Origin of the sequence: Protofrankia symbiont of Coriaria ruscifolia (genome assembly GCF_900634745.1) — a bacterium.
Lineage (GTDB): Bacteria > Actinomycetota > Actinomycetes > Frankiales > Frankiaceae > Protofrankia > Protofrankia californiensis.
In genome coordinates this window covers 24939-35769 of record NZ_CAAAFR010000034.1, presented here as the reverse complement: position 1 = coordinate 35769, position 10831 = coordinate 24939, and the positions used below count along the sequence as shown (strand labels likewise).

The window sequence follows — 10831 nt, the reverse complement described above, 5'->3', positions numbered from 1 at the left end:
CCCGAGGGCCTCCCCCACTGGGGCTGCCCCGACGGCGTTCCCCACTGCTGCCCCGCCGGCGGGGAAACTATCTGGGTAGGGGGGTCGACCTGACCACCGGGGTCGTCCACTGTGATCCCGAAATCGGTGGCGATACCGGCAAGGCCGGAGGCGTATCCCTGCCCCACGGCGCGCACCTTCCACGCCCCCTGGCGCCGGTAGAGCTCCACGAGTACCAGTGCGGTCTCGACGGTCAGCCCGACCGGGTCGAAGCGGGCGAGCTCCCCACCCCGGGTGCCCCGGACCACGACCTGCAACCCGTTCACGGCTGCGAAGGTCTGCGGACCGGATCCGTCCAGGCTGCCGGTGATGACCACCTTGTCGATGTCGGCTGGTACCTGCGTCAAGGTGAACTCGAGCGCTGACGGTGGCAGAAGGCGCACCCCCGGCCCGGTGGGCTGATTGAAGAACACGAAGTCGTCATCGGAGCGGACCTTGCCGTTCGCGGTCACCAGCAGCGCGGCAATGTCCAGCGGAGTGGACGAACTGATCTCCACCCGTACATCGGTAGTGGACAACGGTGCGTTCGCGCCCTTGCTCAGCACCTGCGCCATGGTGGCCTCCGCATCTGCCCTGTTGCTGCCCTGTTGCCCGCTGGCATGTTGCTCATCGGCATGTCGTTCGACGTCCGCGGGCGTGACTCCCGCGAGGCCATCGTGACGGATACCGTTCCCCGCCCGGCGACCGGCACCCGGCGACCGCCCGTTTCCGCATAACGACAGACGCGCCCGACGGGGTAACGACCCGGCCCCGATCCACGGTTCCGCCTGAGCCGGACCTTCCCGCCGCCTGCACATCTTTCCTCACGTCCGGTTTCCTCACGTCCGGCTCCTCGAGTTCGCCAACGCCGGATCTTGGACGCCAGCTCTCATCGCGCGTCCGGAGGCCCCTTATGAGCCTGCCCGGCCGGAGGACACGCGATCATGCTTCTTGTCGCGTGTCCGGGGCCCTTACCTTGATTTAGAGTCGGCGCTGTGGACGGTCCAGGAGTACTGAAACTGGTGGAATCGCACCTGATACGGGAGTTCGGCCCCGACACGGGCCGCGCGAAAATCACGTTTCTCGGTTCCGAGCCGATCGAGGTGCTGCGTTTCGGTCACACGACGGAGGGGATCGTCCGCTATGCGACCCTCGGGATGTCCAGGGCCCCGATGAGCGATCCGGCGTCCCCCGTGCTCGACCCGGCGGGACCGCGTGCCGAGTTGGTGCTCTCGCTGAAGGAGCACCGCGACAGCGTGCCCCGCCGGCTCGCCCTGCTGGCCGCGATCCCGGTTGTCGAAGGCGTCCCGGTGGTTGCCGGAGCCGGCCTCGACCTGGGTGAACCGCTGTGGGACGGCGCCGGGTTCACTGCTGTCCTCGTCGCCGAACCCGGCGGGCTCATCCCTGACCTGCCGCTGCCGGCTCCGTCCCTGCCAGATCCGGCGCTGGCGGATCCGTCCCTGGCGAATCCGGCACTGCCGGGCGAGCCCGTGAGCCGGCAACCGGCGCGGACCCCCGGGCCGGCACCCGCGCCGGTGCGTTTCCTGCCGGTCCTGCCGATGACGCCCAACGAGTCCGCGTTCAAGCGGGTCCATGGGGCAGCCGAGCTGCAACGGCGCTGGCTGGCTGCCGGCACCGATCTGCGTGATCCCCGGCGCGCCGGGCTGCGTCTGGACGCCGGTGACCGGTAGGGACACCGGCCACACAACGGCATCCGGAAGAACAGCGTCCCGCGGAACATCGTGTTCCGCGGAACATCGTCCGGGGAACGCCGTCGCCCGCGCCGGAGCCCCTCGGGGACCGGGACCGGAGCCGATCAGATCGGCCCGGATCGACCAGGATCGGATCAGCCGGCGACGGCGATGTCGGCGAGGTCCTTGACGACGGGGACGCAGATCCGTTCGACCCAGGCGTCCACCGCCTCACCGCCGGGCGGGACGACGATCACGGTGTCGATGCCGATCCGCGCGTACTGCTCGGCATCGGCGAGGAAGGCGCCGGTGTCCTCGCGGGCCAGCGCGTCGCCGTTGTAGATGATCGTCTTGGTGATCTCCGCATAGTCGCGGCCGACCGCGTCGCAGTGCGCCTTGAGCACGTCGAGCTTGTGCGCCACGACGTCGACCGAGGGGGCGAACAGGTTGCAGGCGTCGCCGTAGGCCGCTACCAGGCGCAGTGTCTTCTTCTCCCCGCTGCCCCCGATCAGGATCGGTATGCGGGGCCGGCTGATCGGCGCCGGCACGCACAGCGTCTCGGCAAGCTGGTAGTGCCGGCCGGCGAAGGGTCCGTTGTCCTCGCTCCACATCTGCCGGCAGATCCGCAGCGCTTCCTCCAGCCGCTCGAACCGCTCGGCGACCGGCGGGAACGGCACATCCAAGCCGCGGTGCTCACGGTCGTACCAGGCAGCGCCTATCCCCAGCTCCGCGCGTCCGCCCGACAGCACGTCCAGGGTAGCGACGATCTTCGCGAGCAGCCCGGGATGACGGTAGGTCACGCCGGTGACGAGCAGACCGAGCCGCAGCCTGGACGTGTGGGCGGCGAGGAACCCCAGCGTGGTGTAGCCCTCCAGCATCGGTTCGTCGACCGGGAACATCGCCTCCATCTGGAAGTAGTGGTCCATCACGCTGAGACGGGCCACGCCCGCCTCGTCGGCGATCCGGGCGGCGCGCCCCAGGACCGGCCCGATTGCCTCCGCTCCGCCCGGCCAGGTGAACCGGACCACATGTACGCCAAGCAGCATCGCCAACTCCTTACGTCCCGGTCTCGTGCCCGGGACGGTCGTTTGCGAGGTGGACTCCGACCGCCGTCATCCCCGTCGTCCCCGTCGTCGCCCCCATCCTGACGGACGCCGGCAGGCATGGCCACGCTGAGACGAGCCGGAGAACGCCGGATGGACGCCCTGCGCTCACCGTTGCGTCACTGCCGCGTCATTGTGTGACGTCCCGTTGCCGTTGCATCGCGGCCGTCTACCGGTCGCAAACCGGGCAGGTACCCGGCCGACCTGGAAGGATCGAGATCGGGGTTCACGACGCCAGGTCCCTGCCGCGGCAGGGACAGCAAGGAGAAGCACATCATGCAGTTCGGTCGTTACTACGAGGAGTTCGAGGTCGGCGCGGTCTACAAGCACTGGCCGGGCAAGACGGTCACCGAATACGACGATCACCTGTTCTGCCTGCTGACCATGAACCACCACCCGCTGCACCTGGATGCGAACTACGCCGAGCAGACCACCCAGTTCAAGCGGAACGTGGTCGTCGGTAACTACGTGTACTCGCTGCTGCTCGGCATGTCCGTGGCGGACGTTTCCGGCAAGGCCATCGCCAACCTTGAGGTCGAGTCCCTCAAGCACGTCAAGCCGGTCTTCCACGGCGACACCATCTACGGCGAGTCCGAGGTGCTCGGCAAGGTCGAGTCGAAGAGCAAGGACGACCGGGGCATCGTGCAGGTCGAGACCCGCGGCTACAACCAGGACGGCACCCTTGTCTGCATCTACCGCCGCAAGGTGATGGTGCCCAAGCGTTCCTACGGTGAGGCCCGCGGCGGCGAGCAGCCCGGACGTCCCGTACCCAACGGATCCTGACGCCTTCCCGGCCGCGGCCCCGCTCTGGCGGCCAGCCCCGCTCCGCCCCCGGCGCCGTTGCGAACCAGCGGGGAGGAAGCCGGCCGCCCAGGCCCGGGTCTGCTTGGATCAACCCCGGGCTGTCGTGATACCCCAGGTGGTGAGGGCGTCGAGGAGGCCCTCGGTGAGTGCCACCGTACGCAGGTCGGCGCACCAACGGACGTCCGCGGCGTCATCCCCGGCTCGCAGTGTTCCGCCACCGATGTCGCACATGTAGTCGGCGATCTCGTAGACGGCTCCGTCGGGCCCCGGCCGCGTCACCCGCCCGACCAGCCGTCCGACGGTCACCTCCAGGCCGGTTTCCTCGCGGACCTCCCGGACGAGCGCGGCGGTGTCGCTCTCCCCGGCCTCGACCCGCCCTCCCGGCAACGACCACAGGCCACGGCCGGGATCCCGTGCTCGCTGGACGAGCAGCAGCGCGCCGGTGGCGTCCATGATGATCGCCCCGACGCACGGGATCCTTCGCGACACCTGCTCCGGCGGCACCCGATTCCTCCGTCACCCGACGAATCCGATCACCCACCATCATGCCCGGCGCCACACCGACCGGTCACCTTCGTATCCACGTCCACACCGTTTCCGCGCCCTCATGATCGGGACGGGATCAGCGAGAGCACCGAGGCTCACCGGCATCGGCGCGCTGACGCGGTTCGCGGCTCTCGTCGGGGTCTGAGCGTAGACCACCCACGGCTTCGGCGCGGTCGAGGTGACGCCGGTCAGGTGACATCGACCAAGTGATGCCGACCGATCCGGTGATGCCAGCCGGCCTGCTACCTGACAGTAATAATTAATAACTGATGGTAATAAGTGCCATCATGACCGGCCGGCGTCACACCGACCGCTCAGAACTCGAGAACGAGACGGCCCCTGGTACCACCCGCCTCCAGGATGCGGTGCGCCTCGAGCGCCTGCTCCGCCGGAAAACTGTCTGCGACGCGCAGGGTGACGGCACCGTCTTCGACGAGCTGGCGCAGCCGGTCGAGCTTGGTCTGCTCCCGCAGGTAGGACGCGACAAGCACCTGGTGCACGGTGATGCCGCGTACGGTCTCACCCGCGAACGGGCGGACCGCGGCGATCTGCCCGCCGTCACGCACGGCGGGCAGGACGAGCGCGTTCTGGACGGCGCCGTCGACCAGCGCGTCCACGCCACCGGGTACCGCGGCGAGAATCCGGTCGGCGACGTCGTCCCCACGCCGGACGACGATGTCGGCGCCGAGGTCATGAACGAGCTGTTCGTCCTTGTCGGAGGCATCGGCCACGACCCGCAGGCCGTCGACCTTGGCCAGCTGGACGACGTATCCCCCGAAACAGCCGGCGGCACCCGTCACCGCGAGTGTCTGGCCCGGCTTCAGCGCGAGCAGGTCCAGAGCCAGCCGCGCGGTGAGGCCGTTCATCGGCAGCGTCGACGCCTCGACGTCGCTGGCCCCGGCCGGTACCCGAACCACGGATTCGACCGGTACCACGATCTGCTCGGCGTAGGCTCCCTGCGATCCGGACGGCAGCACGATCGCCATGACGTGCTCGCCGACCGTGAGGTCGGTCCTGGTGCCCTCGCCGATCTCGTCGAGGACGCCGGCGGCGTCCATCCCCGGCACATACGGCGGAGGGTTCCTGCTCAGGGCCTTCGCGCGGGCGCCGTTGCGCGTGAAGGTGTCGGCGGGGTTGACGGTGGCGGCGTGTACCCGGATGCGTACCTGACCGGGGCCGGCGTACGGCTCGGGGAGTTCCACGACTTTCAGGGCCTCCGGCCCGCCGAACTCGATGACTCCTACGGCTCTCATACCCGCGGCAACCAGGCGGATGCGGAAATACTTCCGCCGTTCACGGACCGACGCGGGTCACAGATCGATGCCGGTGAGGACGAGAACACGCTCGACGGTGAGATCGTCCATGGCCGCGTGCACACCCTCCCGTCCCACGCCGGACTCCTTGGCGCCTCCGTAGGGCATCTGGTCCGCCCGGTAGGACGGGACATCCCCGATGATCACCCCGCCGACGTCAAGCTGGCGGTAGGCGTGGAACGCCGTCGTCACGTCGTGGGTGAAGACCCCGGCCTGCAGGCCGTAAGGGCTGTCGTTGACGCGGGCCAGCCCGTCGTCGAGCCCGTCGACCGGCTCGATGACGAGCACCGGCCCGAACGCCTCCTCCCGCACCACCCGCGCCTCGGACGGCACGCCCCGCAGCACGGTCGGCGTGATGGACGTCCCGTCCCGCTTACCGCCCGTCACGACTGTCGCGCCGGCGTCCGTGGCCTCGGCGATCCAGCGCTCGACCCGTTCCGCCGCCGCCAGATCGATCAGTGGCCCGACCTCGGTCGCCTCGTCGGCGGGATCACCGGTGCGCAGTCGCTCGACCGCGGCCGTCACCTCACCCAGCAACTCCTCGTACACGCCACGCTCGGCATACACCCGCTGGACGGCGATGCAGGACTGGCCGGCCTGGTAGTTCGAGAACGTCGCGATCCGCTGCGCGGCCCAGCGCAGGTCCTGCGACGACGACCAGTCCGCGGCCACGAGCACCGCCGCGTTGCCACCCAGTTCGAGGACGACGTGCTTGCGGGGCACGGCATCCCTGATCGTCCAGCCGACCGCCGCGGAGCCGGTGAACGAGACCACCGGCAGCCGGGGGTCCGCGACCAGGCTCGCCATGGCCTCGTTCGGCACGGTCAGCACCGACCACGAGCCCTCGGGCAGGTCGGTCTCGGCGAGCAGCTCGGCGAGCAGCAGGGACGACAGCGGCGTCTTCGGCGCCGGCTTGACGATGATGGGCGCGCCGACGGCCAGCGCGGGCGCGACCTTGTGCGCGACCAGGTTCAACGGGAAGTTGAACGGTGTGATCCCCAGTACGGGACCGCGGGGAACGCGCCGGACCATGGCGAGACGCCCCGCCCCCGCCGGGTCGGTGTCAAGCCGCTGAAGCTGCCCCGACCAGCGCCGGGCCTCCTCCGCGCCCCAGCGGAAGGTCGACGTCGCCCGGGCGACCTCGGCGCGTGCCCAGGTCAGCGGTTTACCGCTCTCGGCGGTGATGAGCGCGGCGATCTCCTCACCGCGCTCGGCGATCCGGCCGCTGACGTGGGTGAGGGCGGCGGCCCGGCCATGCACCGACATGGCGGACAGCGCCTGCGCGGCCCCCACGGCCGCGGACAGCGCCGCGTCCACCTGCCCCGCGTCCGGCTGCGAGACCGTGGCGATCGGACGACCGTCCCACGGGTGACGCACCTCGAAATTCGTCGAACCCGCCGCCGGTCGACCCGCCACCCAGAACGGTTCGACCTTGCCCATGGATGCCACCACTCCACCTTCGTGCACAAGACGCTCAGAAGGGCGACGCCACGCGGGACGGAACAACATCGGGATACCGAACAACCGGCAACCTCCGGGCCTCCGGGCGTGCGTACACCGCGTCGATGCCGGCACACCCGGCAGCCGGGACCGGGCGCCCAAGCCACACCGGACACACGGACCATGCCGGACACGCGAACGCACCATCCATTGTGACGCCCGCTGATGCCACCCGGTCAGGCAATACCCGGCTCGGGCGAGATGAAGCACCCTGCTCGGGCGAGGCGAAGCGTCCGTAGTCCACCCGGAACGGGTTTGACGAACGAAAGCAAAGGGAAGTGACCACACCTGTGAAACTGTCGTCGAGTGGTGTGTATCACCGGGGAGCCCACCGGTGACGACATCTCCTGCCTGTCCCCGGTGCCTGCGAACACTTCGTCCGCCTGATCTGTGGAACAACCAGTGGCGGTGCGAGGAGCACGGGGAGGTTGCCCCATACCGGGTCGCGGCGTCATCCCGGGAACAGGCGCTGCTTTTCCTGGCGCATGCGGCCACGGCGCCGGTCTGGGTCCCCTGGCCGATGCCGGTGCACTGGTTCGGCAGCGGGGTCGCCTGGGCCGGTGACGAGCGCACAGGGCCTCGGGCCACCGCGTTCGCGGCCGGTGGGCCGTCTCCGCTCGGCGGGCCGGCCGAACTGGTCATCATCGCCGAGGAACCCGGGACAGGTCTCGGAGCGCGGCTGGCGGGACTACCCGGCACGGATCCGGAACGCATCGGCGGCAAACCCGAGGAGAAGATCGAAGCGGCCGGGCACCCGACCGCCCTGTGGCCGGTACTCTGCCCGCCCGATCGGGCGGTGTTCGTCGGTGAAGCCTGCGGGGTGTGGCTGTGGGTTGTGCTCTGGCCGGCTGACGCGGCCACGCTCCTGCTGGAACACCTCGTCCTCTGGGATCTGCGCACCACCGAAACACTTGCCACCTGCCTTCTGTTCGGTACCGAAAGCACCCATCTTTAAAGCGGTCTCGTAAGCTCACCGGCGGTGAGTCGACCGATCGCCGAGAACCGAGAACCCGAGACCAGAAGGTCCGCCGGCCGATCGCCGGCGCCGGCAACGATCGGTCATCTCCGTGCGCGTGCCGGGACGGGACCGGGAACGAGAAGGGCTGGCAGGGATGACGAAGCCTGCGACGGACGCTCCGCCGGCGGCGGAGGTGGATCCGCGGCGGCTGCTGCTCATCGTCAACCCGCACGCCGGTGGTGGACGAGGTGCGCGGGCGCTACCGGACGTGTCCGCGACGCTGCGGCGCTGGGCGTCGGACGTGCGGGTCGAGCGGACCCGTGACATCGACCATGCCGCGGATCTCGCCGGGCAGGCCGTGGCCGACGGGCGGGTGGCGGTCGCGCTCGGCGGGGACGGCCTCGCCGGCCGGGTCGCCGAAACCGTGGCGCACCTGGGCGGACTGCTCGCCGTGCTGCCCGGGGGGCGTGGCAACGACTTCCTGCGCACCGTCGGCGCCTGCCGGGATCCTGTGATCGCCGCTACCGCCCTGGCCAGCAGCGTCGAGCGCCGCATCGACCTGGCCGAGGCCAACGGGCGGGCCTACCTCGGCATCGCCAGCGTCGGCTTCGACTCGGACGTCCAGGTGATCGCCAATCGGACCCGGTTCGTCCGCGGCCAGCAGGTGTACACCTACGGTGCGTTGCGCGCGGCAGCCGCATGGAAACCGGCCCGGTTCACCGTGGAGATCGATGACGGCGCCCCGCACGAACTCGTCGGCTGGACGGTGGCGGCGGCGAACTCGGCCTACTACGGCGGCGGGATGCGCCTGGCGCCCGGCGCCCGGCTCGACGACGGACTGCTCGACGTCGTGCTGCTGTCACAGTGCGGCAAGGTCACTTTCCTGTCGACGTTCCCGAAGGTGTTCTCCGGACGCCATGTGGATTCCGCGCACGTCGAGGTGCGCCCGGCCCGCAGCATCCGGGTGGACGCCGACCGGCCGTTCCAGCTCTACGCGGACGGCGACCCGATCGCGGACCTGCCCGCCCGGATCGTCCTGCGGCCGGGCATGCTGCGCTTTCTCGCGCCACAACCTTGACCGGCCGGCCGGCCGGCATCCGGGCACCGGGCCGTCACGAGCCGGCGGGCCGTCCGGGCCCATCCGGGCGGACAGTCCTCGTCACGCTCACGCCGGCTGGGCGCCTGGGCGGCCGTCCTCGACCACCCAGGTGGCGTCGGTGCTCACCGGCGCGTCCCGCCGGTCGATCGTCTCGGCCACGCGCATCTCGGCCCGCCACTGCTGGGGCGAGACCCGGATGCGGGTGTAGCCGCGCTTCTCCCCACGGAAGTACCGCACGTGCGGATTGAGCAGCCGGTTGTTCTGCCGGACGAACTCCTCGTTGACCAGGAAGAACCCCGAGCTGATGGACGTGCAGACGAACTCGGTGCCGATCACCGGTGTCTCCGGTTGGTTGAAGTCGACCCGAAGGTCGTTCACCCACGCGCAGTGGATGTCACCGGAGAGCACCACCGGGTTGCGTACCCGGCTGTCCCGGACGGCGGACAGCAGCCGGGTGCGGTACGGCACGTAGCCGTCGTTCTGGTCGAGGTTGGTGAGCACGTCACCGATGCCGGGGACGAGCTGCCCGTGCAGCTGGGCCATCATCGTCTGCTGGGCGATCACGTTCCACCGGGTGGACGACGCACGCAGACCGCCGGTCAGCCACGCCTCCTGCTCGGGGCCTGCCATCGTCCCGCTGATGTTGTTCTCTCCCAGTGATGCCCTGCCGACGTCCTGTGATACCCGGCCGGGCTGTGGGGTCCGGTACTGCCGGGTGTCCATCACGTTGAGGGTGAGCAGGTCACCGAAGGTGAACCGGCGGTACAGCCGCAGATCCGGTGAGCCGGGGACATAACCGACCCGGATCGGCATGTGCTCGTAGTACGCCTGGTAGGCCGCGGCCCGCTGCCGGGAGAACACCGCCGGGTCCTCGTGCTTGTCACCGGTGTCACCGGATTCGTCGGTGAGGCCCGCGTAGTTGTTCTCGGTTTCATGATCGTCCCAGGTGACCACCCAGGCCGCGGCGGCATGGGCGGCCTGCAGGGCGGGATCTTTCTTGTACTGTGCGTAGCGGTTGCGGTAGTCGTCGAGAGTTCGAAGCTGGTTGAGCCCGGGGGTGGCCGGAGTGGTGTGGCGGCGGTCCGGGAACCGGCTGTCCGGGTCGTACTCGTAGATGTAGTCACCGACGTGGACGACAAGATCGAGGTCGTCGGCGGCGATCGCGTTGTACGCCGGCCAGTAGCCGTTCTGGAAGTCCTGACAGCTTGCCAGCGCGAAGCTCAGGCTCGACGCCGCGGACGAGGCGGCCGGCGCGGTACGGGTACGGCCGACCGGGCTCAGCACGGTCCCGGCCCGGAACCGGTAGAAATACACCCGGCCCGGTTGCAGGCCGCGGACGTCGACGTGCACCGAGTGGGCCAGCGCCGGCGTGGCGGTCTGGGTCCCGACCGCCACGACGTCGGTGAAACGTTCGTCGGTGGCGACCTGCCAGTCGACCGGGATATCGCTGCTGGGAAGCGGTGTGCCACCGGATGGCGCCGCCACCAGCCGCGTCCACAGGATCACCCCGTCGGGCAGCGGATCGCCGCTGGCCACCCCGAGGGAGAACACCTCATCGCCGACACCGGGAATCGGGGTGGCCGGCCGCAGGCCCGGTCGCCCGGTCGGACGCGGAGCCGGCGTGCTGCCGGACGACCCGCCGCTGGAGCAGGCCGCGGCAGCCAGCGCAACGGCCCCACCCGCAAGAAACCCTCGCCTGGACGCGGCGCCCGCCCGCCCTGGCCTGCCCGGGCCACTACCGGTACCGCCCGAGCCACTACCCATGGAGCCGGCACCCACGGCGTCCCTGCCGCCCACAG

The 10831-nt window shown here is 70.0% G+C and carries 10 protein-coding genes; 4 read left to right on the top strand and 6 right to left on the bottom strand.

From position 1 onward, the window contains the following. Positions 1–593 (bottom strand): TerD family protein (locus tag CV1CTNOD_RS04445; RefSeq protein WP_131784892.1); only part of this gene is annotated, 593 nt, incomplete at its 3' end. A gap of 447 nt (positions 594–1040) precedes the next feature. Between CV1CTNOD_RS04445 and CV1CTNOD_RS04440 the strand changes: the two genes are divergently transcribed. Then, positions 1041–1709: a suppressor of fused domain protein gene (locus tag CV1CTNOD_RS04440; RefSeq protein ID WP_431607068.1), complete on the top strand. Its 669-nt coding sequence runs from the start codon at positions 1041–1043 to the stop codon at positions 1707–1709. A gap of 155 nt (positions 1710–1864) precedes the next feature. On the opposite strand, the gene CV1CTNOD_RS04435 is transcribed toward CV1CTNOD_RS04440, so the two are convergent. Then, complete coding sequence (locus CV1CTNOD_RS04435; RefSeq protein WP_131784890.1) at positions 1865–2755, bottom strand: LLM class F420-dependent oxidoreductase; 891 nt, start codon at positions 2753–2755, stop codon at positions 1865–1867. Positions 2756–3088: 333 nt separating this feature from the next. Here CV1CTNOD_RS04435 and CV1CTNOD_RS04430 point away from each other — a divergent pair, with 333 nt between their 5' ends. Then, positions 3089–3595, top strand: coding sequence for a MaoC family dehydratase (locus CV1CTNOD_RS04430; RefSeq protein WP_131784889.1), 507 nt, complete (start codon positions 3089–3091; stop codon positions 3593–3595). 108 nt (positions 3596–3703) lie between these two features. Here the strand turns inward: CV1CTNOD_RS04430 and CV1CTNOD_RS04425 are convergent, their stop codons facing one another. From CV1CTNOD_RS04425 to CV1CTNOD_RS04415, 3 genes are all read right to left on the bottom strand, one after another. Continuing rightward, complete coding sequence (locus CV1CTNOD_RS04425) at positions 3704–4120, bottom strand: NUDIX hydrolase (RefSeq protein WP_131784888.1); 417 nt, start codon at positions 4118–4120, stop codon at positions 3704–3706. A 356-nt stretch (positions 4121–4476) separates the two neighbouring features. After that, positions 4477–5415 (bottom strand): NADP-dependent oxidoreductase, encoded by a 939-nt coding sequence (locus tag CV1CTNOD_RS04420; RefSeq protein ID WP_131784887.1) that lies wholly within the window; start codon positions 5413–5415, stop codon positions 4477–4479. A gap of 57 nt (positions 5416–5472) precedes the next feature. Further along, the gene (locus tag CV1CTNOD_RS04415; RefSeq protein ID WP_131784900.1) at positions 5473–6915 is read right to left on the bottom strand and encodes an aldehyde dehydrogenase family protein; all 1443 of its coding nucleotides are present in this window, start codon (positions 6913–6915) and stop codon (positions 5473–5475) included. Positions 6916–7309: 394 nt separating this feature from the next. Between CV1CTNOD_RS04415 and CV1CTNOD_RS04410 the strand changes: the two genes are divergently transcribed. Beyond that, entirely contained in the window at positions 7310–7930 is a 621-nt protein-coding gene (locus CV1CTNOD_RS04410) for a DUF6758 family protein (protein WP_131784886.1), read from the top strand. Between the two features lie 157 nt (positions 7931–8087). Next, positions 8088–9011, top strand: a complete 924-nt coding sequence (locus CV1CTNOD_RS04405) for a diacylglycerol/lipid kinase family protein (protein WP_131784885.1) — start codon at positions 8088–8090, stop codon at positions 9009–9011. Positions 9012–9098: 87 nt separating this feature from the next. Here the strand turns inward: CV1CTNOD_RS04405 and CV1CTNOD_RS04400 are convergent, their stop codons facing one another. Next, entirely contained in the window at positions 9099–10796 is a 1698-nt protein-coding gene (locus CV1CTNOD_RS04400) for an alkaline phosphatase D family protein (protein WP_131784899.1), read from the bottom strand. Between the last annotated feature and the right edge of the window lie 35 nt (positions 10797–10831).